The 20,529-nt window shown below is 70.7% G+C and carries 20 protein-coding genes; 14 read left to right on the top strand and 6 right to left on the bottom strand.

Annotated elements, in window-relative coordinates:
- Window positions 1-61 precede the first annotated feature (61 nt).
- The 7 genes from BMZ47_RS03675 to flbD all read left to right on the top strand — a co-directional run bounded on the left by BMZ47_RS03675 (window position 62) and on the right by flbD (window position 6,400).
- Window positions 62-739 carry a flagellar hook assembly protein FlgD gene (locus tag BMZ47_RS03675; protein ID WP_091858726.1) on the top strand — a complete coding sequence of 226 codons (678 nt, stop codon included), beginning with the start codon at window positions 62-64 and terminating at the stop codon, window positions 737-739.
- A gap of 91 nt (window positions 740-830) precedes the next feature.
- Window positions 831-1,106 carry a CtrA inhibitor SciP gene (sciP, locus tag BMZ47_RS03670; RefSeq protein WP_007569077.1) on the top strand — a complete coding sequence of 92 codons (276 nt, stop codon included), beginning with the start codon at window positions 831-833 and terminating at the stop codon, window positions 1,104-1,106.
- Window positions 1,107-1,312: 206 nt separating this feature from the next.
- Window positions 1,313-2,938 (top strand): flagellar basal-body MS-ring/collar protein FliF, encoded by a 1,626-nt coding sequence (gene fliF, locus BMZ47_RS03665; protein ID WP_007569074.1) that lies wholly within the window; start codon window positions 1,313-1,315, stop codon window positions 2,936-2,938.
- Window positions 2,939-2,962: 24 nt separating this feature from the next.
- Window positions 2,963-4,009 carry a flagellar motor switch protein FliG gene (locus BMZ47_RS03660; RefSeq protein ID WP_007569072.1) on the top strand — a complete coding sequence of 349 codons (1,047 nt, stop codon included), beginning with the start codon at window positions 2,963-2,965 and terminating at the stop codon, window positions 4,007-4,009.
- Window positions 4,006-4,617, top strand: a complete 612-nt coding sequence (locus tag BMZ47_RS03655; RefSeq protein WP_091858722.1) for a FliH/SctL family protein — start codon at window positions 4,006-4,008, stop codon at window positions 4,615-4,617. The genes BMZ47_RS03660 and BMZ47_RS03655 overlap by 4 nt, the downstream gene beginning before the upstream one ends.
- A gap of 9 nt (window positions 4,618-4,626) precedes the next feature.
- Window positions 4,627-4,959, top strand: a complete 333-nt coding sequence (fliN, locus tag BMZ47_RS03650) for a flagellar motor switch protein FliN (RefSeq protein ID WP_007569068.1) — start codon at window positions 4,627-4,629, stop codon at window positions 4,957-4,959.
- A 79-nt stretch (window positions 4,960-5,038) separates the two neighbouring features.
- Window positions 5,039-6,400 (top strand): sigma-54-dependent transcriptional regulator FlbD, encoded by a 1,362-nt coding sequence (flbD, locus tag BMZ47_RS03645; protein ID WP_007569066.1) that lies wholly within the window; start codon window positions 5,039-5,041, stop codon window positions 6,398-6,400.
- Between the two features lie 158 nt (window positions 6,401-6,558).
- Here the strand turns inward: flbD and BMZ47_RS03640 are convergent, their stop codons facing one another.
- Together BMZ47_RS03640 and BMZ47_RS03635 are read right to left on the bottom strand one after the other, a co-directional pair.
- Complete coding sequence (locus tag BMZ47_RS03640) at window positions 6,559-6,840, bottom strand: hypothetical protein (RefSeq protein WP_007569064.1); 282 nt, start codon at window positions 6,838-6,840, stop codon at window positions 6,559-6,561.
- A gap of 103 nt (window positions 6,841-6,943) precedes the next feature.
- Window positions 6,944-8,257, bottom strand: a complete 1,314-nt coding sequence (locus BMZ47_RS03635) for a KpsE/RkpR family capsule polysaccharide export protein (protein ID WP_091858720.1) — start codon at window positions 8,255-8,257, stop codon at window positions 6,944-6,946.
- A 181-nt stretch (window positions 8,258-8,438) separates the two neighbouring features.
- Between BMZ47_RS03635 and BMZ47_RS03630 the strand changes: the two genes are divergently transcribed.
- The 6 genes from BMZ47_RS03630 to BMZ47_RS03605 all read left to right on the top strand — a co-directional run bounded on the left by BMZ47_RS03630 (window position 8,439) and on the right by BMZ47_RS03605 (window position 13,631).
- Entirely contained in the window at window positions 8,439-8,888 is a 450-nt protein-coding gene (locus BMZ47_RS03630) for a hypothetical protein (RefSeq protein ID WP_091858717.1), read from the top strand.
- A gap of 63 nt (window positions 8,889-8,951) precedes the next feature.
- Window positions 8,952-10,019: a flippase-like domain-containing protein gene (locus tag BMZ47_RS03625; RefSeq protein ID WP_091858714.1), complete on the top strand. Its 1,068-nt coding sequence runs from the start codon at window positions 8,952-8,954 to the stop codon at window positions 10,017-10,019.
- A 5-nt stretch (window positions 10,020-10,024) separates the two neighbouring features.
- Window positions 10,025-10,795: a flagellar type III secretion system pore protein FliP gene (fliP, locus tag BMZ47_RS03620; RefSeq protein ID WP_007569057.1), complete on the top strand. Its 771-nt coding sequence runs from the start codon at window positions 10,025-10,027 to the stop codon at window positions 10,793-10,795.
- An 84-nt stretch (window positions 10,796-10,879) separates the two neighbouring features.
- The gene (locus BMZ47_RS03615) at window positions 10,880-11,416 is read left to right on the top strand and encodes a TadE/TadG family type IV pilus assembly protein (RefSeq protein ID WP_007569055.1); all 537 of its coding nucleotides are present in this window, start codon (window positions 10,880-10,882) and stop codon (window positions 11,414-11,416) included.
- Window positions 11,416-12,198, top strand: a complete 783-nt coding sequence (locus BMZ47_RS03610; RefSeq protein ID WP_091858710.1) for a TadE/TadG family type IV pilus assembly protein — start codon at window positions 11,416-11,418, stop codon at window positions 12,196-12,198. The genes BMZ47_RS03615 and BMZ47_RS03610 overlap by 1 nt, the downstream gene beginning before the upstream one ends.
- Window positions 12,183-13,631, top strand: coding sequence for a pilus assembly protein TadG-related protein (locus tag BMZ47_RS03605; RefSeq protein WP_091858707.1), 1,449 nt, complete (start codon window positions 12,183-12,185; stop codon window positions 13,629-13,631). Before BMZ47_RS03610 ends, BMZ47_RS03605 begins: the two co-directional genes overlap by 16 nt.
- A gap of 142 nt (window positions 13,632-13,773) precedes the next feature.
- Here the strand turns inward: BMZ47_RS03605 and BMZ47_RS03600 are convergent, their stop codons facing one another.
- The 4 genes from BMZ47_RS03600 to BMZ47_RS03585 form a co-directional block, all read right to left on the bottom strand.
- Window positions 13,774-14,232 carry an AAA family ATPase gene (locus BMZ47_RS03600; RefSeq protein WP_091858704.1) on the bottom strand — a complete coding sequence of 153 codons (459 nt, stop codon included), beginning with the start codon at window positions 14,230-14,232 and terminating at the stop codon, window positions 13,774-13,776.
- A gap of 8 nt (window positions 14,233-14,240) precedes the next feature.
- Window positions 14,241-17,582 carry a hypothetical protein gene (locus BMZ47_RS03595; RefSeq protein WP_091858996.1) on the bottom strand — a complete coding sequence of 1,114 codons (3,342 nt, stop codon included), beginning with the start codon at window positions 17,580-17,582 and terminating at the stop codon, window positions 14,241-14,243.
- A 129-nt stretch (window positions 17,583-17,711) separates the two neighbouring features.
- Window positions 17,712-18,380, bottom strand: a complete 669-nt coding sequence (locus BMZ47_RS03590) for an invasion associated locus B family protein (RefSeq protein ID WP_091858701.1) — start codon at window positions 18,378-18,380, stop codon at window positions 17,712-17,714.
- Between the two features lie 102 nt (window positions 18,381-18,482).
- A complete protein-coding gene (locus tag BMZ47_RS03585; protein WP_007569043.1) occupies window positions 18,483-18,755 on the bottom strand; it encodes a hypothetical protein in 273 nt (90 codons plus the stop codon).
- Window positions 18,756-19,039: 284 nt separating this feature from the next.
- On the opposite strand from BMZ47_RS03585, the gene BMZ47_RS03580 reads away from it, so the two are divergent.
- Window positions 19,040-20,485, top strand: a complete 1,446-nt coding sequence (locus BMZ47_RS03580) for a homospermidine synthase (RefSeq protein ID WP_007569042.1) — start codon at window positions 19,040-19,042, stop codon at window positions 20,483-20,485.
- The last annotated feature ends 44 nt before the right edge of the window (window positions 20,486-20,529 follow it).

Here is a 20,529-nt window from a genome sequence, read left to right as displayed (position 1 = left end):
ACCGCATCGAACCATCACCCGTCCGGGCTGTCCGCCCCGACGCGCCACGGGAGCGAGCCGCATGACCTCCGGCATATCCGGCGTTACCAACACATCATCCACAGCGACGAGCGTCAGCGGCAATGCCAGCGAGATCGCCGGCAACTTCACGCAGTTCCTGACGCTGCTGACCACGCAGCTCAAGAACCAGAACCCGCTCGACCCGATGGACACCAACCAGTTCACGCAGCAGCTGGTCCAGTTCGCCGGCGTCGAGCAGCAGCTCAAGTCCAACGACCGCCTCGACAGCATCCTGACCGCGTCGAAATCGGCGAGCTCGGCCTCGGCCACGAGCTATATCGGCAAGAGCATCACGGCCGACGGCAGCAGCTCGCAGCTCTCCAACGGCTCGGCCTCCTGGACGCTGACGCCCGCCCGGGCGGCCCCCAAGGCGGTGGTGACGATCCTTGATTCCAAGAACAACGTGGTGGCGACGCAGACCACGTCGCTCACGGCCGGCAGCCAGACCTACAGCTGGAACGGCAAGACCTCGTCGGGCCTGACCGCGCCCGACGGCACCTATTCGATCAAGGTCTCGGCCGCCGACACGACCGGGACCAACGTCGCCGTGGACACCCAGCTGAACGGGACCGTGGACTCGGTCGACCTCAGCGGCACGGCGCCCGTCCTGATGATCGGCTCCCAGAAAGTCCCGCTCAGCAGCGTCCAAAGCATAGGGTTGTCCACAAGTGGCACCTGACGAATCATATCCGAGTGATCCGCTTCAACATCTCTTAAGCGGGCGCAAGTACCTTCAACGCTCGACAGGTCAGTCGAGTGTAGAGCGTATCATGACCGAACCCAGCCGCCCGAGAGTCAAATACGTGATCGGGCCCGACGGCAGTCCTCTGACCATCGCGGATCTTCCGCCGCCGAGCACCCGCCGATGGGTGATCCGGCGCAAGGCAGAGGTCGTCGCCGCCGTGCGCGGTGGCCTCCTCAGTCTCGAGGAGGCGTGCAAGCGCTACACCTTGACCACCGAGGAATTCCTGAGCTGGCAGTTCTCCATCGACCAGCACGGCCTGGCCGGGCTGCGGACGACCCGGATCCAGCATTACCGGCACTGAGCCGCGATCGCGCCGAACGGCCCGATTCCCGGAAACGACACCGTCCGAAGCCGCGTCCGCATCCCGGATGCGGCTTCGTTCCGTTCCGGGACCCAACTTTACGCCCGCCCCGCGCCCGGCATTAACGCCCCGCTAACCATGGGCTGGGCAATTTCTGCCGGGCGGGGCGTCGGGCTCCGTCAGCGTCAGAGTGCAGCGAACCGCCCGTGAAGCCGGTCCTCGATCTCGTCACGAAGCTCGGACCGGCCCGGATCGCCGCCATGGCGGCGGTGACGCTGACCCTGATCGGCTTCTTCGCGTTCATCATCCTGCGGGTGTCGCGCCCCGATATGGGCGTGCTGTTCTCCGACCTGTCGATGCAGGATTCGGCCGCCGTGATCCGCGAGCTCGACAGCCGCGGCATCCGCTACGAATCGAAGGGCGATACCGGGCAGACCATCATGGCGCCCCGGGCCGACCTCGCCCGGCTGCGCATGGATCTGGCCGGCAAGGGCCTGCCGGTCCAGGCCGGCGTCGGCTACGAGATCTTCGACAAGGGCGACGCGTTCTCGTCCACCAACTTCGTCCAGAACGTGAACCACCTGCGCGCCCTGGAGGGCGAGCTCGCCCGCTCGATCCGGGCGATCGGCCGGGTCCAGGCGGCCCGCGTCCACCTGGTCCTGCCCGAGCGGCGCCTGTTCGAGCGCGACCGGGAGACCCCGAGCGCGGCGATCGTGCTGAAGCTGATGGGCGAGCTCGATGCCGGGCAGGTCCGGGCGATCCGCCATTTGGCGGCCTCCGCCGTGGAGGGCCTGAAGCCCGAGCGGGTCTCGATCGTCGACGAGCGCGGGCGCTTGCTCGCCGACGGCGCCAAGGATGCCGACGCCAACGGCGCCAGCGGATTCGAGGACCGGCAGATCGGCCTGGAGCGGCGCCTGCGCGGCCAGATCGAGGACGTGGTGGCCGGCATCGTCGGCCCGGGCCGCGCCCGGGTCCAGGTGAATGCCGAGCTGGACCTCAACCGGGTCGAGAGCCGCTCCGAGACCTTCGACCCGGAGAGCCGGGTCGTGCGCTCGGCCCAGACCCGGACCGAATCCGCCGTCACCGGCAATGCCGACGGCCAGGTCACCGTCGGCAACGAGCTGCCCGGCGCCAATGGCGGCGACAAGCCGCCGGCCCCGAAGGACGCGACCAACAAGAACGAAGAGACCACCAACTACGAGATCTCCAGGGTCACCAAGACCGAGATCGCCGAGGGCGGCCGGATCAAGCGCCTGTCGGTCGCCGTGGTGGTCGACGGCGTCTACGCCACCGCCCCCGACGGCAAGCAGACCTACGCGCCCCGCCCGCCGGCCGAGATCGAGCGGATCACCGCCCTGGTCCGCAGCGCGGTCGGCTTCGACAAGGCCCGCGGCGACCAGCTCGAGGTGGTGAACCTGCGCTTCGCCGAGGCGCCGAGTGTGCCGCAATTCAGCGAGCCGACCCTGATCCAATCGCTGCTGGCGCCGACCAAGGACGACGTGCTGCGCATGGCCGAGCTCTCGGTTCTGGCGCTGCTGACCCTGATCGTCCTGCTCACGGTGGTGCGTCCGCTGGTGCGGCAGGTCCTGGCGCCGGTGCCGGCCGCCCCGGCTCTGGCCGGCCCCGCGACCCTCGCCGAGGCGGCCGCCGCCGCGGCCTCGGGTGCCACGGTCACCATGATCGAGCGCGACAACCCGACCGCCCGGCTGATGGAGTTCGCCAAGATCAACGGCCAGATCCAGGCCGACACGGTCCAGCGCGTCGTCGACATGGTCCGGGCGAGCCCGGCCGAGACCGTCGAGGTGCTGCGCACCTGGATCCAGGAAGAGTAGCGCGTCGAGGATCGGGGACGAACGATGGCGGCAGGACTGGCGGCGAATCTGACGAGCGAGGGCAACAGCGCCTTCGCGGCGATGCCCGGCCCGCAGCGCGCGGCCGCGCTGCTGCTCATGCTCGGCGAGGCCGAGGGCGCGCCGATCTGGCAGATGCTGGAGGAGGAAGAGGTCAAGAAGGTCAGCCACGCGATGGTCCAGCTCGGCACGCTGGAGGTCGCCACCGTCGAGCGGCTGATCATCGAGTTCGTGACGAAGCTCAGCAACAGCGGCGGCATCTCGTCGAACTTCGAGCGCACCGAGGCGCTGCTGCTGAAGATCTTCCCGTCCGATCAGGTCTCGCTGATCATGGCCGAGATCAAGGGCGCGTCGGGCAAGCGCGTCTGGGCCTCGATCGCCCAGGTCGATCCGGAGATCCTGGCCTCGTTCCTGCGCAACGAGTACCCGCAGACCGTGGCGGTGGTGCTGTCGCGGGTGCGGGCCGACTACGCCGCCAAGGTGCTCACCATCCTGCCCGAGGAATTCGCGATCGACGTCCTGAACCGGATGCTCCGCATGGAGACGGTGCAGAAGGAGGCCCTGCGCCACATCGAGGAGACCCTGCGGGTCGAGTTCGTCTCGACCATCGCCCAGACCCAGCGCCGCGACGCCCACGAGATGATGGCGGACGTGTTCAACGCCTTCGACCGGCAGACCGAGGGCCGGTTCCTCGCGGCCCTCGACCAGGCCAATCGCGGCTCGGCCAAGCGCATCCGCGAGCTGATGTTCACCTTCGAGGATCTGCTGAAGCTCGATCCGGGCAGCGTCCAGACCCTGCTGCGCGGTATCGACAATGAGACCCTGTGCCGAGCCCTGAAGGGCGCCAACGAGCCGACCCGGGCCTTCTTCATGCGGCAGATGTCGACCCGCGCGGCCAAGAACCTCACGGACGAGATGGCCTCGCTCGGCCCCGTCCGCCTCAAGGAGGTCGATGAGGCGCAGGCGAAGATGACCGAGATCGCCAAGGATCTGGCCGAGAAGGGCGAGATCATGATCGCCAAGAACAGCGCCGAGGAGGAGCTGGTCTATTGAACGTCTCGTCCCCCCAGATCGCGAAGCCGTTCCTGTTCGAGACCGACTTCCGCAGCCCGCGCCCGAGCGCGGCGGTCCAGCGCGCCGCCGAGGCGGCCGCCCGCGCGGAAGTCGAAGCCCATGCCCGCGGCGTGCAGGAGGGCCTGGTCCAGGCCGAGGCCCGGATCCAGGGCCGGCTCGCCGACGCGCTGAGCCACCTGGCTCAGGCCGCCACCGCCCTCCTCGCCCGGGCCGACGCGCACGATGCCGCGCGCGAGGCGCAGGCGGTCGAGGTCGCGGTGCTGATCGCCCGCAAGGTCGCCGGCGAGGCGCTCGATGCCGCCCCGCTCGCCAGCATCGGCGAGGCCGCCCGCACGGCGCTCCAGCACCTGCGCGGCGTGCCCCATCTCGTGGTCCGCGTGCATGACGGCCTCGTCGAGGACGCCGAGGCGCTGGTGAAGACCCTCGCCCGCGAGCGCGGCTACGAGGGCCGCCTCGTGGTGCTGGGCGATCCCGACATGCAGGCGGGCGACGCCCGCATCGAATGGGCCGACGGCGGAATCGTGCGCGAGCGCGCCCGCATCGAGGCCGCCGTCGCCGACGCCCTCGGCCTGCCCCCGACCCCGTAAGGAGCCCGGATGTCCGACGATTTCAGCCTGCCCCAGCTCGGCGACAACGATCCCGACTACGCCGCGGGCTCGATCCGGGACGCGCCCACCACCCCGAAGACCGCCGCCGACCTCGAGCAGCTGTTCGACGTGCCCGTGATGGTCTCGGCGGTGCTCGGCTCCTCCCGGATGCCGATCGGCGACCTGCTGCGCCTCGCCCCCGGCGCGGTGCTCGAACTCGACCGGAAGGTCGGCGAGGCGATCGACGTCTTCGTCAACAACCGGCTCGTCGCCCGCGGCGAGGTCGTCCTCGTCGAGGACCGGCTCGGGGTGACGATGACCGAGATCGTCAAGGGCGAATAGTTTTCTGGACCTGTGCCGGTAGCGCCCGCCCGCTGAGGCGGCGCCCCATCGGCGCCACGACGTTTGAGAAGGACGAACCATGCGGCTCCTGATGATCGGGCGGCTCAACGGCGAGCTGATCACCGCCTCCAAGATCGCGATGCGGCGCGGCGCCTCCGTCACGCAGGCGGACGCCATCCCGCAGGGCCTCAACGTCCTGCGCGCCAAGGGCGCCGACCTGATCATGATCGACGTGTCGCTGGCGGTGCGCGACCTCGTCGACGCGCTGGAGGCCGAGCGCATCCGCACCCCGGTGGTGGCCTGCGGCGTCTCGGCCGATGCCCAGACCGCGGTCGCGGCGATCCGGGCCGGCGCCAAGGAATACATCCCGCTCCCGCCCGATCCCGAGCTGATCGCCGCGGTGCTCGAGGCGGTCGCCTCCGACCGTGCCGCCTTCGTCTGGCGCGATCCGTCGATGGAGCGGGTGGTCAAGCTCGCCGAGCAGGTCGCCCCCTCCGAGGCCTCGGTGCTGATCACCGGCGAGAGCGGCACCGGTAAGGAGGTGCTGGCGCGCCACGTCCACCTGAAGTCGAACCGGGCCAGCAAGCCGTTCGTCTCGGTCAATTGCGCGGCGATCCCCGAGGCCTTGCTCGAATCCGAGCTGTTCGGCCACGAGAAGGGCGCGTTCACCGGCGCGGTCGCCCGGCGCATCGGCCGGTTCGAGGAGGCCAATGGCGGCACGCTCCTGCTCGACGAGATCTCCGAGATGGATGTGCGCCTGCAGTCGAAGCTGCTGCGCGCCCTCCAGGAGCGAGTGATCGACCGGGTCGGCGGCACCGCGCCGGTGCGGGTCGATATCCGCGTGCTCGCGACCTCGAACCGCAACCTGATGGACGAGGTCCGCAAGGGCACGTTCCGGGAGGACCTGTTCTACCGGCTCAACGTCGTCGCGCTGAAGCTGCCGGCCCTGCGCGACCGGCCGGCCGACATCCTGGAACTCGCCGCCCATTTCGCCCGGAAATACGCCGAGGTGAACGGCGTGCCGGCCCGCCCGCTCAGTGCCGAGGCACGGGCGCTGGTGCTCAAGAATCCCTGGCGCGGCAACGTCCGCGAGTTGGAGAACACCCTGCACCGGGCGGTGCTGCTGGCCTCCGGCCCCGAAATCGGACCCGACGCGATCCTATCCCCGGACGGCGAGTCGATCGCCACGGCGGGCCCGGCCGGCCGCGCCGTCCAGGCCGCCGAAGCCGCCACCCGTGGGCTGGTCGGCCGGACCGTGGCGCAGGTCGAGTGCGACCTGATCCTCGACACCCTCGACCATTGCCTCGGCAACCGCACCCATGCGGCCAAGATCCTCGGCATCTCGATCCGCACCCTGCGCAACAAGCTCAACGAGTACGTCTCGGCCGGCCTCGACGTGGCCGAGCCCGGCGCCGTCCGGGCGAGCGCGGCCTACGGGTAGGACGAGAGCGCCCGACGGCTTTCCCATCCATCTCCCTCATCCTGAGGCGGCGTAGCGAAGCGGCCGCACCTCAGGATGCGGGGGGTTTCTGGGATATCCGGCCGCTCCTGACTGAGCTGTCGGCGCACACGGGCGAATCGCCCCGGGCCGCGGCTCCGTCAGCGCCCGTTGCGGGACGCCTTGTTGGCCTCGTTCTGGGCCGCGAAGGCCGCGTCGAGTTTGCGCAGGGATTCGTAGCGGGCGACGTCGCCCTCGACGTCGCGGATCGTCTCCTCGACCAGGTGGCGCTGAAGCGCGACGCGCGGGTCGTCGGGGGGCAGCGCCTCGCGCTCCTGCAGGCGGAGCACGGCCTGCCGCACCACGGTGTAGACCGCTTCGCGCTCCGCCCGGCTCATCGAGGGCTGGATCGCCTTCGCGACGAGATCGGAGAAATCCGACATGGCGTGTTAGACTTCGCTGATCGATCGGGAGAGAGGCCCGGGGTGCCGGGTCGTCTCCCTCTACAGACCGCGCGGCGCGGGATCCAGACCCCGCCCCGCCGGCTCACATCCGCTGGTCGCGGATGCCGGCGATCAGGAGCGAGGACGAGCTCCAGAGCACGAAGAAGCAGAAGAACGCCACGATCAGGGTATGGCCCCGCTCGGGGTAGAGGCTGTCGGTCGGCAGGACCGGCGGCACGAAGGTCGCCAGGAAGATGTGCTGCTTGCTGGCCGAGATCCGGGCCCGGTCGAGCAGCATGTTGGCCGATTCCTCGAGCTTCTCGGCGATGGTCCGCTCGACCAGCAGGCCCTCGTACTGGAGCAGCGCCTCGGTCAGGTTGGCGCCGCCGCCCGCGGCCGCGCCGGCATTGGTCAGCTCGTCCTGCAGCGTCTTCATCTGCTGGTCGATGGCCGCGAGGTTGGCGACATAGGTCTGGATCGAGCGCGAGCGCTCATCCAGGGTCGAGCTGCGCATCACCTGCAATTCGCTCTCGAGCTTGAGCTTTTCCTTGCGCAGGAGCGTCAGCGTGGTGAGCGTCCCCTCGGCGGTCTTGACCGGATCGATCACGCCCCACTGGTTCCGGAAGCTCTGCAGCCCGAGATGGGCCTTGCGCAGGCGCTCCTGGGCCACCGTCGCGTCCGCCTGGGCCTGCTTGACCATGTCGGCCTGGGCGCGCTTCGAGATGTCGTTGATCAGCGCCTCGGACCGGCTCACCACCTCGCGGGCGATGGTCAGGGCGTCCTCCGGCGTGAAGGCGCGCACCGACAGGCGGATCACGCCCGAGATCGAGTCGATATGCGCATCGACGTGCTTGCGCCAATATTTGGTCAGGTCCTCGATCGGGTCGCTCGGATCGAACCGGGCCCAGAAATCCGCCTCGGGCCGGGAGAACATCTTCGAGATGCCGATGCTCTTCTCCAGCACCTCGACCAGCGTCTGGCTGGCGATATAGTCGCGGACGATGAAGCTGTCCTGGCTGTTGTGCTTCTGAATCAGGTTCGTGTACTGGCCGAGCGAGATGTTCTCCATCGGCTCGACGTTGCCGCGCACCGCGAACTGGGCCTCGGCGATGTACTGGTTGGAGGCGAAGGCGAACAGGTACAGGCCGACCACCAGAGTCGGCAGCAGCACGAACATCCCGACGCGGCGGATGATCCGCGCACCGTAGCTCGACGTGTCCTCCCGGCGACGGCCGAGGCCGGGCAGCCGGGTCCAGTCGAGGCGCTCCCGCGCCGCGGCCACCAGCGCCCGGGCGCCGCGCTTCTCCGGCACCGGACGGATCGTCTCCGCGCCGTGGCGCAGCTCGGTCATCGTCGATGGGGCGAACGTCACGAGCTCGCTTTCGCGCGTGTCGTCCTTGACGTCGTCGAAGCTCATCCGCTCACTGTTCCTGGGTCTGCGCCGGATCCGCCACCGCGAAACCGGCCGGAGGACGGCCCGTGCGCAGCGCCGGCATCCCGTTCTTTTCGGCCCTTTTTAAGGCACCGCCCCCGACCGCTGCCGCACCGCGGCGACGGGCAACGTAGCCGGCCCCGGTATCGCGCCGTACAATCTCCCGATGATGACACTCCCTCGCGTCGCCCCCGAACCCGGAGACCGCCCGGCCGGTCGCCCGGCCCGGACCCAGTCGGCCAAGACCAAGATCGCCGAGGTGGTGGTGGTCTGCACCAAATGCGCCAAGCGCCAGGGGCTGCGCCCGCGCGAAATCCGTGCGCTCCTGAAGGGTGCGGCCAAGCAGGCGGTCAAGGACGGGCTGCTCACCGGGCGGACCAAGCTCTGCATCGTCGAGTCGGGCTGCCTCGGGCCCTGCCCGAAACGCGCGGTGGCGGTGGCCACCGGCGCGAGCCTGGCGGAGGGCCGCGTCGTCCTGCTCGATCCCGATGCCGCCCCCCAGGAAGCCCTCGCCGCCGTGCTGCGCCCCGTGCTACCGCGGCGACGCGCCCCCGAATTCGGCCCCAATACATCCCTAGCGGCGGTGCCACCTGCCGAATCGCCGTCGGCTGCTTGACTGGCGCAACCTGGAGCGCTCGCCCTTGCCCGCCATCTGGCGCACCTCATCCGCGGGACGGTCGTGAGCGGCGCCCGCCCCCCCCGGACCCAGCGGATCGGCCTCGCCGTGCTGCGCCGGCTACCCCTGATCGGCACGCTGATCGGCCTCGGCCTGGCGGTCTGGCTCGTGGCGACCAACGATCTCTCGGCGGTGGCCGCGGCGTTCGGGCGGATCGGTCTCGTGGGCTTTGCCGGCGTCACGCTGGTCCGCGCCCTCGTGGTGCTGGCCTGCGGCTTCGCCTGGGCGCGCATCCTCGACGGGCTGTCGCCCGCGCCGGCCTCGGCCTGCCTGATCCTGCGCTTCGTGCGCGAGGGCATCAACGTGCTGCTGCCGGTGGCCTCGGTCGGCGGCGACGTGCTCGGGGCGCGGCTCCTGACCTTCTGGGGCGTGACCGGCACCCTGGCGGCGGCCTCGGTGCTCGCCGACATGCTGTTCCAGGTCGGCACGCTGGCGCTGTTTGCCGCCCTCGGCGCCGGCCTGCTGAGCCAGGTCGAGGGCCCGGCCGCCGCCGAGCTCGCCCACTGGACCCTGCGGACCCTCGCGGTGGCCGGCCTGGCGGTGGCGGCCTTCTTCGCCTTCCAGCGCACCGGGATCGTGCGCGTGGTCGAGGACCGCATCGCGGCCCTGGGCCGGCGCTTCGTGCGCGAGACGGAGGCCCGCCCGGAGCCGCCCCAGCGGATCCAGGGAGCGCTCGACACGGTCTGGGCGGCGGAACGGCGCGGCCGGCTCGTCCAGTCCTTCGCCCTGCACGCGCTCGCCTGGCTGCTCGGCGCCGCCGAGGTCGCGGTCGTGCTCACCTGCATCGGCGTCGAGAGCATCAGCCTGTCGGAGATCCTGGTGATCGAGGCGCTGAGCCAGGCGATCAAGGCCGCGGCCTTCCTGGTGCCGAGCGGGCTCGGCGTGCAGGAGGGCGGCCTCGTCCTGGTCTGCGGCCTGTTCGGGATCGATGCCGGCACGGCGATCGCCCTCTCGCTCGCCCGGCGCGTCCCCGATGTCGTCCTCGGCCTGCCGGCGCTGCTGGTCTGGCAGAACCTCGAGGCGCGGCGCACGGGCGTGCGCCCGGCCACACCCAGTTGCGACCGCCCGTGACCCCGATGCCCGTGACGACGAATGCGCCGACAGGCCGCCCGGTCGGGACCCGCCGCGTCCCGATCCTCGCCGCGCTGATCGGCACCCTGCTGGGTGCCGGACCGGCCCTGGCCCAGAGCCTCAGCGTCGATCTCGGCGCGGGCGGGACCACCGAGCGGGCGCTCCAGCTCGTCGCGCTGATCACCGTCCTGGCGGTGGCGCCCTCGGTGCTGGTGATGGCCACCGCCTTCACCCGGATCGTCGTCGTGCTGTCGATCCTGCGCTCGGCGCTCGGCACCCAGACGGCACCGCCGACCGCGGTGATCGTCAGCCTGGCGCTGTTCCTGACCGCCTTCGTGATGGCCCCCACCGGCCGGGCGGCCTACAGCGCCGGGATCGAGCCCCTAGTCGCCGGCCGGATCACCCAGGCCCAGGCCTTCGAGCGGGCCTCGGCGCCGTTCAAGACGTTCATGCTGAAGAACGTGCGCGAGAAGGACCTGAAGTTGTTCCTCGATCTGGCCAAGGTGCCGGTGCCGAAGGGGCCGGAGGATGTCGGCCTCGAGATCGTGACCCCGGCCTTCATGATCTCGGAGCTGCGCCGCGCCTTCGAGATCGGGTTCCTGCTGTTCATCCCGTTCCTGATCATCGACCTCGTGGTCGCGTCGGTGCTGATGGCGGTGGGCATGATGATGGTGCCGCCCGCCACCGTCGCCCTGCCGTTCAAACTGATCTTCTTCGTGCTGGTCGACGGCTGGACCTTGGTGGCCGGATCGCTGGTCCAGAGCTACGGCGGATAGATTCACTTAGGCAAGTCTATAGAGTTTCGAAGGGCGTTTTAACTCAGGTTTAGCAATCTCTCGCTAACAGAGCGCATGTTCTTCATGCGCCACTACGTTCGCGATCGAGGAGGGGCGGCAGCGGTCGAGTTCGCGCTGGTCGCGATGCTGTTCATCCTGAGCCTTCTGTTCATCATGACCGTGGCCACGATCCTGTTCATCAATCAGGCGCTGGACTACGCCACGACCCGCGCGGCCCGGCAGATCCTCACCGGCGCCGCCCAGGCGAACGCCCTCGATCAGGCCAGCTTCAAGGCCTCGCTGTGCGGCAACCTGCCGGCGACGCTGAAATGCAGCAACCTCATCGTCAACCTGTACGTGGTGCCGCCCGGGAGCTCATCCAGCGGTTACTATACCTACGTGAAGTCCGATCTCAGCGGCCTGGCGATCCCGCCGCTGACCCCGGGTTCCGGCCAGTACACCCTCGGCACTCGCGGGCAGTTCCAGTATCTCCTGGTGATCTACCCGATCACCTTCCTGCCCTCCGCCTTCGCGTCGATGCTCGGCGGCGGCGCGACCTTCAACGGTGCCCCGGCCTACCTGACGGTCTCGACGGCGGCGTTCCGCAACGAGCTGTTCTGATGGCGCCCGGGATGCGCGGAGCATCGTCCCGTAAGGCGCGCCCCGGCTTCCGGGATGATGCGGATCGACAGGCTCGTGCGGCGTGCCGGTTCCGGGCGGCGCGCTTCCTGCGGGACAGGCGGGCGGTCTCGGCGACCGAGTTCGCCCTGATCCTGCCGGTGCTGCTGATCCTGATGCTCGCCGGGACCCAGCTCGTCACCTACGTCAATGCCAGCCGCAAGGTCGGGCTGGTCGCCCAGTCGATCAGCCAGATGATCTCGCAGGCGATGCCGCCGGCGGGCTCGACGGTGGCGACCGTCAACGCCACCGACCTGCATTTCAGCTTCGATTCCGCGCTCGTCCTGTTCCCGTACCTGATGAAGGACGGGCCGCGGCAGGGCCTGCAATGGTGGCAGGACATCGCCATCACCTACGCCGCCGTGGCGTTCACCCAGACGGCGTCGAACTGCACCGGCGGCGACCTGAGCGCCTGCTACACGGGTGCCGTCGTGTGGACGAGTTCGGGAACGACCGGGGGGAATTACCGGCCTTGCACGGTCCCCCAGCTCCCGGCCGCCGATACCGCCCCGCCGAGCCGCACGACCCTGCCGCGCTCGGTGTTCGGGCCCGGCTCGATCGTCGCGGTCGACGTGGTCTTCAACTTCAAGCCGACTTTCGGCGCGCGGTTCATCCCCGCAGTGCGGATCGCCCGCTCGATGTACGTGCAGCCGCGCTACGCCACGCTGGTCAATTTCGACCCGGCGGGCAACGATGGGATCGCCGTGAAATGCCCGGGTTTCTGAACCGCGCGCGCCGCCTCGTCGCCCGGGCGGCACCCATTGCCGGCGCGCGCTCCGGCAACGTGACGATCCTGTTCGCCCTGAGCCTGCTGCCGATGGTCGGCCTGATCGGCTACGGGGTCGATTACGGCGTGGCGATCACCGACAAGGCCAAACTCGACGCCGCCGCGGACGCGGCCGCCGTCGCGGCGGTGGCCACCGCCAAGGCCTACATCGCCGCCAATCCGGGCCAGGCGAACGTCACCGCCAACGCCATCGCGGCCGGTATCGCCCAGGCCTCGAAAGCCTTCACGGTCAATGCCGGCACCGTGCCGTTCGCCCAGGTGCAGCTTCAGACGCCGCAACTGGAGCGCACCAGCCAGACCCTCAGGTCGACGGTCGTCTACAGCGCCACGGTGAAGAACAATTTCGGCCAGATTTTCCGGACCCCGACCACGACCTTCTCCAACACGGTCAAGGCCTCGGCCGACCTCGCGAGCTATCTCGATTTCTACCTGCTCCTGGACGTGTCGGGCTCGATGGGCCTGCCGGCGACGACGACCGGGATGAGCAAGCTCGCAAGCCAGAACAACGACATGAGTAACGACTACAAGCAGGGCTGCCAGTTCGCCTGCCATTACCCGGGCAACAACGGCTGGAACTTGGCCGCCGGCAAGATCCAGTTGCGCTCGGACGCCGTCAACAACGCGGTCTGCTCGCTGATCCAGCGGGCCGCCAATCCGTCCGTGACCAGCCAGTATCGCGTCGGCCTGTACCCGTTCATCAACCAGCTGGGCACGCTGGCCGACATCAACAGCTCGATCGCGACCCTGAACACCGCCGCCCAATGCGCCCAGTCCTGGCCCCTCGCGCTGACCGGCCTGCTCGATACCGGAACGACCCAGCTCTACACGAACAACGACCCGAGCACCGGCATCGGCTCCGGCGGCACGCATTTCGAGGTCGTCCTGCCGCAGATGAAGACCACCATCACCAATGCCGGCGGGTTCGGCGACGGCTCCAGCATCAGCGCCCGCAAGCCCTTCGTGTTCCTGATCACCGACGGGATGCAGAACGGCCAGCACTATTATATCTACAAGAACAACAAGTACTACTACCCGGGCAACCCATCCAAGTTCTCGGGCTACGGCAGCGCCGACTTCGATACGTCGATGCCCTCGCAGATCGATCCGTCGCTGTGCACGGCGCTGAAGAGTGCCGGGGCGACGATCTCGATCCTGTACATCCCCTACAACATCATCAGCTTCAAAGATTACGGCGGGATCGTCGCCGGAGAGAACAAGAAGGTGAATGCCTTCAGCCCGACCCTGGCGACGCCCCTGCAGAATTGCGCCTCGCCGGGGTATTTCTACACGGCCAACAGCCCGGACGACATCACGAACGCGCTCACCGCGATGTTCGACAAGGCGCTGCAGGTCGCGCGGCTGACGCAGTGAGGGCTGATTTCTCCAAGTCACCCTCACCGTCATGGCGAGCGCAGCGAAGCAACCGCGGGAAGCGACACCTTCGGAGATCGCGCGCCTGGCTGGGTTGCTTCGCTACGCTCGCAATGACGGGTGGAGCGATTGAGGCCCAGGATCAGGCCTCGACGATGCGCACGTCCGAAAAACCCTCGCCGATCCCAGGCGGCTCGAACAGGCGCGCGACCGAGCGGATGCTCGCCTCCGGGACGATCCGGTCCGCCCGCCGCTGCCGGTTCCGCTCCAGGGCAAGGTCGAGCGGCACGCGGATCCAGACGGCCTCGACAGGAACGCCGTGGTTGCGCGCGATGGCGATGAGCGGCGCCCGGTGCCGCGCCCCGGGAAGGGCGGCATCGACGTAGACGCGGCCGGCATCGTCGTCCTGCCTGGCGATCCAGGTCGACTTCCCCGCGCCCTGCAAGCCGCAGACGATCACGACCCGCGCGATGCCCCCGCCCGCCAGAGCCCGGTCCAGCGCCGCATGGGCCAGGCGCCACGCCTCGGCGTTGCGCTCCGGCGTCCAGTGGCGGCCGGATCCGGTCTCGAGGAAGCTGTCGGGATCGATCACCTGGGCCATGGCGCGGCTCAGCCCGGCGGCGTCCCCGGGGTCTCGACGCTGCTCTGGCGCTCGGCCGCCGCCGCGCCGCGCTCGGGCAAGGCGGTCTCGGGGTAGCGCTTGCGGTACTCGGCCAGGAAGGCCGACAGGGTCTCGGCCTTGGTGGCGCGGGCCGCGATGGCGCGGAATTCTGGCGTCTTCGTCGGGTTGGCGCCGGTGAGCAGGGCGAAGCTGCGGGCGTCCGGGCTCTCGGCCATCGCCTCCGAGAACTTGGCCTTCAGCCGCTCCAGCCCGATCGCCTCGCCGGCGAGGTCGTAGGCGATCGCGGCGCGGATGGCGTCGGCCCGGGCCTGCTCGTCCAGGGGCCGGCCGGCGCGCCAGGCATCGCCCAGCAGCGCCTCGTGCGACTCGCCGGCCTCGCGCCAGCGGCGGGCGCCCCAGTAGATGTCGGCCCGCAGGCGCTCGATATCCGAGCCGGTCTCGCCCTCGATCGTCTCCAGGGCGAGGTCGGTGCGGGTGAGGTCCGACAGGGCGCGGGCGCGGACCAGGGCGCGGGCGCGGGTCAGCTCGCCGGGCAGCTCGGGCAGGTTGGTGGCGTCGAGCACCTGCAGCGCCCGCATCGGCTTGTCGTCCATCAGCCGGATCGTGGCGAGCCGGGCCGCCACGGCGGAGCGGGCCGGGCCGGTGAGCCGGTTGTCGATCTGGTACTGGAGCAGGTCGGCGGCCGAATCCAGCAGGTCCAGCCCGACCAACCGGTCGGCCAGCCGGCGCACCACCTCGTCGCCGCGCCGGCCGATCGGGGCCAGCTCGCGGAAGTCAAAATACAGCGCCACCGCGTCGACCCCGGAGAGCGTGTCGCCCTTGTCGGTCAGGTAGAGGTTCTCGAAGGCGGTCCGCACCTCGCGGGCGAGCGCCTGGGTGGCCGGGTCGTTCGGCGCGTAGGCGTTGGCCCGGCGCAGGACCGTGAAGGCGTCGCGCCAGCGTCCGGCGCCGAGATAGAGCCGCGCCAGGCCGACCGAGATGCCGGTCTCGGTCGGGCCGCCGTGCCAGGTCATGCCCAGCCGCTCCAGTCGGTCCAGCGCCGCATCCGGCTCGAGCTTGCCGGAGGCGCGGGCGAGCAGCGTGCCGCGCAGCTGCGCCTCGGCCGCCACCGGCCGCTGGCCGACCTGCTCCAGGCGGGTATAGGCGTCGAGCGCCGCATCGACCTGTCCGGTCGCCTCCGAGACCCGGGCGCGGACCAGGGCCAGCCGGTCGCGGATCCAGGGCGGCAGGCCGGGCGCGTCCTCGGCCCGGGCCGCGGCGGTCTCGGCATCGCCGTTCTCGATCGCGGCCTCCGCGGCCCCGGCGCGGATCTGCTGGGCGAGGTCCGGGGGGTAGCTGTCGGCGACCGGCAGCGCCTTGAGGAAGCCGGCCTCGGCCGACTTCCAGTCGCCGAGCCCGGCAGACGCCATCGCGCGCCACAGGGCCGCTTCCGGATCGGCGGCGAGCTGGGGCACCGACAGGGCCTTCAGGGCCTCGGCGTTGCGGCCGCTGCGCGCGAGCGCCAGGCCGCGCAGGATCGCGACGTCGCGCTGGGTCGCCAGCAGCGGATCCTCGGAGGCCGCCGCCTCGAGAACCGCGAGGCCCTCGGGGTCGAAGCCGTTGGCGATGTTGGCGCGGGCGAGCGCCAGGCGCGCCGGTCCGCGCTCGGCCGGCGGCGCCATCGCGGCGGTGTCGGCGAGCGTCCGCAAGGTCTCGCGCACGTTCCCGGCCCGCGCCTGCTCCCAGGGCTGGCGCGCCACCGCGAGGGTGCCGGCCTCGGCCAGGGCGGGGTCGGCCCTGCGGGGCGCCGTGGAGGCGGCGAGCCCGCCCTCCCGGCCGATCGTCACCGCGTCGAGCTGGGGGCGGACCGCGAGGTCGTCGGCGCCCGCCAGCACCGCGAGGCCGTGCCGGCTCGGCAGGATCTCGAAATCCACGAAGCGGCGGCTCTTCGGATTGCCCACCGCGCGCTGCGCCGCCGAGGTGACCACCGCGATGCGCTCGCCGTCGCGGTCGAGCCAGGTGACCGATCCGGGCCGGGGCAGCGCCAGGGCGACGGTGATCCGGCCCGACGGGTCCGGCTTGCGGACCGGGTCGAGGGTGTCGCTCGGGCTCAGCGTATCGCCGGCCGACAGCTCCCAGGCCGAGCCGGTCCCGGTGGTGACGGCGGCGAGATCGACCAGCCGACCCGGCGGCACCGCGAAGCGCAGGACCGTGACCGGCCCGGTCCGCGTCGGCGCTCCGACCGGCGTCAGGCCCTGGCGGCCCGCCGGCACGGTCACGGGCTCGGCACTCTCGAACACCAGGGTGGCGATGCCGCCGCGCTCGAACAGGGCGGCGGGCGGAAGGGTCTGGAACGGGAAGACCAGGCCGGCGCCGGCCTGGCGCTTCGGCGGCGCGTCGGGCGCAGCCTCCGGGACGGGCGGCGATTCGGCCGTCCGGACGGGGGCCGGGACCGGCGCGGCCGGCCTGGCGGCGTCCGGCTCGACCGGGCCGGGCACCTCGGCGGCCTTGGACTTGGCGCCCTGGGGCGGCGTGCGGGGCACGACGTCGATCGTGTAGGCCCCGTCCTCGCGCTCCGTGGTGAGGGTGAAGCCTTCGGCGGGCGTCACCAGGATGCTGGCCGAGCCCTCGTCCGATTCGGTGGCGAGCTTGGCGATGCCGGGCCGCGGGCGGCCGCGGGCCTCGTTCGAATCGATCGTCCAGGCGCCGGCCACGCGCAGGCGGGTGGTCGGGCCCTCGGCGGCCACGGTCGCCACCACGTCATCGGGCAGGCGCAGCGACAGGCGCGTCAGGGTCGGCAGCCGGGCGAGTTCCAGCGCCAGGGGCTTGCGCACGGGCGGGAGCGTGCGCGCCTTCAGCGCCTCCTCGGCAATCCGCGCCCGGCGGGCGAGTTCGGCCACCACCTCGGGGGGCAGCGGCGGCGGCAGCCCGGACCAGCCCTCCGGCAGCAGGTCGACGAACACGCGCTCGCCGGCGGGCTGGACATTGGCCCGGAACGGCCGCTGCAGGGCGACCCGCAGGCCGGACCCGTCGGGATCGCGCCGGACCATGGACACGAAGGCCGGCATCTCCTCGGCGAGATGCTCGGGACCGGGCGCGACCCGCTCGCCGTAGCCGAGCAGCAGGATGCCGCCCGCGAGCTTCGCCTTGACGGTGACCGGCTTGTCGAAGGTGAGCACGATCCGCCCGTAGCCGCCGGGGCCGGTGCCGGCCTCGCTGCCCTTGGCGCCGATCAGCCGCGCGGCAAGCGCCGGGTCGATCGCCCCCAGGAGGGCGAGCGCGGGAAGCGACACGCGCAGCAGGGCGCCGCCGTATCGGCCGATCCGGGATCGCCTGCCCTCCGCGCCCATCGCCTCGCCGATCCGATCCCGGCGCGCGGCCCGCCCGGGCCACGGCGCCCGGCGCCACACATGGAGGCATCCTGCGGCATCGCGGCTAACGCTGGCTTAACCGTAAGCCGGGGATTGGCGGGATCGCCCTCAGCCGCTGAGGGCGACGGCCCGGTCGAGGGCCTGCGGGAAGCCTTCGAGGGGCACCGTGATGGTGGCCGGCTCGCTGCCGCTCGCCTTCTGGCCGGTCACGAACAGCTTCTTGGCGTTGCGCATGCCGTCGAGCGCCACGGTCGGGAAGCCGATCGACACCAGGCAGCCGTCGGAGACGCACATCGTGTAGGGGGCGCCCTTGCCGAGAACCTGCTCGTCGAGCTTGAAGGTCACGCCGGCCTCGATGGAGAGACCGAAGGGCATCAGCACGAAGCCTTCCGAGCGGCCGTCATTCGGGGCCTGCAGTTCCACGCCGAACTTGCGGCGCCCGGTCTGCGAATCACCCTGGGACTGGGCGACGATGCAGGTCACCTTGTCGTTCGGGCGGGTGCAGGTCATCGTCCAGTCGCCGTAGCTCTCGGTGACCATGCTGGCGCCGGTGGGCCAGGGCGCGTGCGATGCGGCCGGCGCGGCGGCGGCGGCCGGCTTGGCCGCAGGCTTCGGCGCGGGCGGCTTCGGCTTGGGTTTGGGCTTGGCTTTGGCCGGCGCGTCGCTGGCGGCCGGCGCTTCGGGCTCGGCATCCTGGGCACGCGGCGACGCGAACGGAACGGCAAGCAGCAGCGTCGCGATCAGGTTGAGGCGAACGACCGCTCGTAACGTCGACATGGAATCACGATCCCCCGGGGCCATTTGACGGCAAAGCCGCCTAACGTCCCAATCGGGGTGAGGCAATCGCCCGGCGACGCAGGTCCGCGCTGCCGTGACGTCTCAGAGCGGGCTCGGTCCGCCGGCGGCCAGCGCGAGGGCGCAGCGGCGGGCGAAGGCGGTCTCGGCCCCGTTGCGCACGGCGCGCGCCAGGGTGAAGGCCAGGGTGAGGATGCCGGGATCGCGGTCGGCGGTCTCGGCGACCGGGCCGGGGATGCGGGTGGCGATGAAAGCGAGCATGACGACTCCGAGGATCAGGATCCCGGACGTTTCCTCGGCCCCGATCGGCTTGTTGATCTTGTCGGAAGGCCTTTGCTGCATTGCAATATGAGCCATGCGGATGCCGCCTGCCACTCGTCGCTGCGCGCGGGCCACATGCGCTGCGAACATGCTGCCGCCGGCGCGCTATCAAGGACGCCTTAACCGTCCATGCTGCAGCGCAGTTGACCGCCGGCGGGGGAGCCGCCATTGAGCGGCCTTCTCGACGACGGGAATCGACGAACGCGCTGGCGCAGGCCGCGCGGCGCGTGCTCTGTCGCCCCACTGTCACACGCGCGCCATAACCCGCCCGCGAGCCTCAAGAGCGGACCTCAGGCGTCCGCCAGACAAGGACCTATCGCATGACCGACCAGCCGACTCGTCACCCGATCCATGGCCGCATCAGCGGTCCCATCGTGATGATCGGCTTCGGCTCGATCGGCCGGGGCACGCTGCCCCTGATCGAGCGGCACTTCGAGTACGACCGCGCCCGCTTCACCGTGATCGACCCGGTCGACACGCATCGGGCGCTCGCCGAGAAGCACGGCCTGCGCTTCGAGAAGGTGGCGCTGACCCCGGAGAACCTGCGCACCGTGCTCACGCCGCTCCTCACCGAGGGCGGCGGCCAGGGCTTCTGCGTGAACCTCTCGGTCGACACCTCGTCGCGGGCGATCATGGAGCTGTGCCGCGAGCTCGGCGCCCTCTACATCGACACCGTGGCCGAGCCCTGGCCGGGCTTCTACTTCGACAAGAGCCGCGGCCAGGGCGACCGCACCAACTACGCCCTGCGCCAGGACATCCTCGACGCCCGCGCCCAGAAGCCGGGCGGCACCACGGCGGTCTCCTGCTGCGGCGCCAATCCCGGCATGGTCTCGTGGTTCGTCAAGCAGGCGCTCCTGAACATCGCCAAGGATACCGGCGTCACCGCGCCCGAGCCCAAGTCCCGCGCCGAGTGGGCCGCCCTGATGAAGACCCTGGGCGTGAAGGGCGTGCACATCGCCGAGCGCGACACCCAGCGCGCCAAGAACCCCAAGCCCCGGGGCGTGTTCGTCAACACCTGGTCGGTCGAGGGCTTCGTCTCGGAGGGCAACCAGCCGGCCGAGCTCGGCTGGGGCACCCACGAGACCTGGAAGCCCGCCAATGCCCGCGAGCAGGAGAAGGGCTCGCGCTGCGCGATCTACCTGCTGCAGCCGGGCGCCGACACCCGCGTGCGCACCTGGGTGCCCACCGCCGGCCCGCAATTCGGCTTCCTGGTGACCCACAACGAGGCGATCTCGATCGCCGACTACTACACGGTGCGCGAGGGCGATCAGGCGGTGTTCCGGCCGACCTGCCACTACGCCTACCACCCGGCCAACGACGCCGTGCTCTCGCTCCACGAGATGTTCGGCAACGCCGCCAAGGTGCAGGAGCAGCATCACATCCTCGACGAGAACGAGATCGTCGACGGCATCGACGAGCTCGGCGTGCTGGTCTACGGCCACGCCAAGAACGCCTACTGGTACGGCTCGCAGCTCTCCATCGAGGAGACCCGGCGGATCGCCCCCTACCAGAACGCCACCGGCCTGCAGGTGACCTCGGCGGTGCTCGCCGGCATGGTCTGGGCCCTGGAGAACCCGGAGGCCGGCATCGTCGAGGCCGACGAGATGGATTTCCGGCGCTGCCTGGAGGTTCAGACCCCGTATCTCGGCCCGGTCGTCGGCGTGTACACCGACTGGACCCCACTCACCGACCGCCCGGGCCTGTTCCCGGAGGATATCGACACCAGCGACCCCTGGCAGTTCCGCAACGTGCTCGTGCACGCCTGAGGTCGGCCGGGCCGGCGGATCATACCGCCGGCCCAACCTTGCTT

This window comes from Methylobacterium brachiatum, from assembly GCF_900113845.1.
GTDB classification, from domain to species: domain Bacteria; phylum Pseudomonadota; class Alphaproteobacteria; order Rhizobiales; family Beijerinckiaceae; genus Methylobacterium; species Methylobacterium brachiatum.
This window is presented reverse-complemented; position numbering and strand designations above follow the sequence as displayed.

Excerpts from the sequence above, each read along its gene's own strand:
- BMZ47_RS03675 (WP_091858726.1), top strand. The coding sequence starts at position 62 with ATGACCTCCGGCATATCCGGCGTTACCAACACATCATCCACAGCGACG.
- sciP (WP_007569077.1), top strand. The coding sequence starts at position 831 with ATGACCGAACCCAGCCGCCCGAGAGTCAAATACGTGATCGGGCCCGAC.
- BMZ47_RS03660 (WP_007569072.1), top strand. The coding sequence starts at position 2,963 with ATGGCGGCAGGACTGGCGGCGAATCTGACGAGCGAGGGCAACAGCGCC.
- fliN (WP_007569068.1), top strand. The coding sequence starts at position 4,627 with ATGTCCGACGATTTCAGCCTGCCCCAGCTCGGCGACAACGATCCCGAC.
- flbD (WP_007569066.1), top strand. The coding sequence starts at position 5,039 with ATGCGGCTCCTGATGATCGGGCGGCTCAACGGCGAGCTGATCACCGCC.
- BMZ47_RS03640 (WP_007569064.1), bottom strand. The coding sequence starts at position 6,840 with ATGTCGGATTTCTCCGATCTCGTCGCGAAGGCGATCCAGCCCTCGATG.
- BMZ47_RS03635 (WP_091858720.1), bottom strand. The coding sequence starts at position 8,257 with ATGAGCTTCGACGACGTCAAGGACGACACGCGCGAAAGCGAGCTCGTG.
- BMZ47_RS03630 (WP_091858717.1), top strand. The coding sequence starts at position 8,439 with ATGATGACACTCCCTCGCGTCGCCCCCGAACCCGGAGACCGCCCGGCC.
- fliP (WP_007569057.1), top strand. The coding sequence starts at position 10,025 with ATGCCCGTGACGACGAATGCGCCGACAGGCCGCCCGGTCGGGACCCGC.
- BMZ47_RS03615 (WP_007569055.1), top strand. The coding sequence starts at position 10,880 with ATGCGCCACTACGTTCGCGATCGAGGAGGGGCGGCAGCGGTCGAGTTC.
- BMZ47_RS03610 (WP_091858710.1), top strand. The coding sequence starts at position 11,416 with ATGGCGCCCGGGATGCGCGGAGCATCGTCCCGTAAGGCGCGCCCCGGC.
- BMZ47_RS03605 (WP_091858707.1), top strand. The coding sequence starts at position 12,183 with ATGCCCGGGTTTCTGAACCGCGCGCGCCGCCTCGTCGCCCGGGCGGCA.
- BMZ47_RS03600 (WP_091858704.1), bottom strand. The coding sequence starts at position 14,232 with ATGGCCCAGGTGATCGATCCCGACAGCTTCCTCGAGACCGGATCCGGC.
- BMZ47_RS03595 (WP_091858996.1), bottom strand. The coding sequence starts at position 17,582 with ATGGGCGCGGAGGGCAGGCGATCCCGGATCGGCCGATACGGCGGCGCC.
- BMZ47_RS03590 (WP_091858701.1), bottom strand. The coding sequence starts at position 18,380 with ATGTCGACGTTACGAGCGGTCGTTCGCCTCAACCTGATCGCGACGCTG.
- BMZ47_RS03585 (WP_007569043.1), bottom strand. The coding sequence starts at position 18,755 with ATGGCTCATATTGCAATGCAGCAAAGGCCTTCCGACAAGATCAACAAG.
- BMZ47_RS03580 (WP_007569042.1), top strand. The coding sequence starts at position 19,040 with ATGACCGACCAGCCGACTCGTCACCCGATCCATGGCCGCATCAGCGGT.